The sequence below is a fragment of the Streptomyces javensis genome (assembly GCF_039525925.1).
GTDB lineage: Bacteria > Actinomycetota > Actinomycetes > Streptomycetales > Streptomycetaceae > Streptomyces > Streptomyces asiaticus.
This window is the reverse complement of record NZ_BAAAIF010000262.1, coordinates 1-839: the sequence shown is the minus strand read 5'-3', so window position 1 is coordinate 839 and position 839 is coordinate 1. Positions and strand designations below refer to the sequence as shown.

The 839-nt window shown below is 65.9% G+C and carries 1 protein-coding gene; it reads right to left on the bottom strand.

Going from position 1 to position 839, the window contains the following annotated elements:
• Nucleotides 1–839, bottom strand: an 839-nt coding sequence (locus ABD329_RS47865; protein WP_425574490.1) for a polyketide synthase dehydratase domain-containing protein, incomplete at both ends; no start/stop codon positions are given.

Here is an 839-nt window from a genome sequence, read left to right as displayed (position 1 = left end):
ACGCCGCCAAACCGCCTCCAACCCCCTAAACGCCGGACCATAATCAAACCCACGCTCGGAGAAACGCTCATAGAACGCATCCAGATCAGCCACCACCGGCTCCGCACCCACCGGCGGCCACTGCTCCAACACCACCCCATCACCAGCAGCCGAGCCCTCCGCCACCAACGAACCCGTGGCATGGCGAACCCACCCGGCATCACCGGCGAACTCTTGATCCTCCGGGCGTGAGTACACGGCTACCGGCCGGACACCCGACTCATCCGGCTCCTCCACCACTATCTGAAGCTGGACGCCACCCTCCTCCGTCAGGATCAGCGGTGCTTCCAGCGCCAGCTCATCCATCCGACCGCAACCGACGCGATCCGCCGCACGAACCACCATCTCGACGAGGACGGTTCCGGGTACCAATACGGTCTTGAGCACCTGGTGGTCGACGAGCCACGGATGCGTACGCAAGGACACGCGGCCCGTGAACACCCGTCCTCCCTCAGCAAGGGGGATGGCCGCTCCCAACAATGGGTGTTCGACGGTTTCCAGGCCGAGGTCGGTGGCATCGACTGTGTGGTGCGGGGCGTCGAGCCAGAAACGCTGCCGTTGGAAGGCATAGGTGGGCAGGGCCAGGTGAGCCCCCAGGGCGTTGCTGTCGCTGCCGCCGAGTTGCGGGGTCCAGTCAATAGACGCGCCTGTGGTGAACTGCCGTGCCAGACAAGTCAGCACGGCCTTGACCTCGGGCTGGTCCCGGCGCAGGGAGGCGATGACATCCGGCCCAGCACCAGGGCCGTCCTCGCTCTCGTTGTGGTGGGCGAGGCAGTTGTGGGTCATGGCGGTCAGGACGC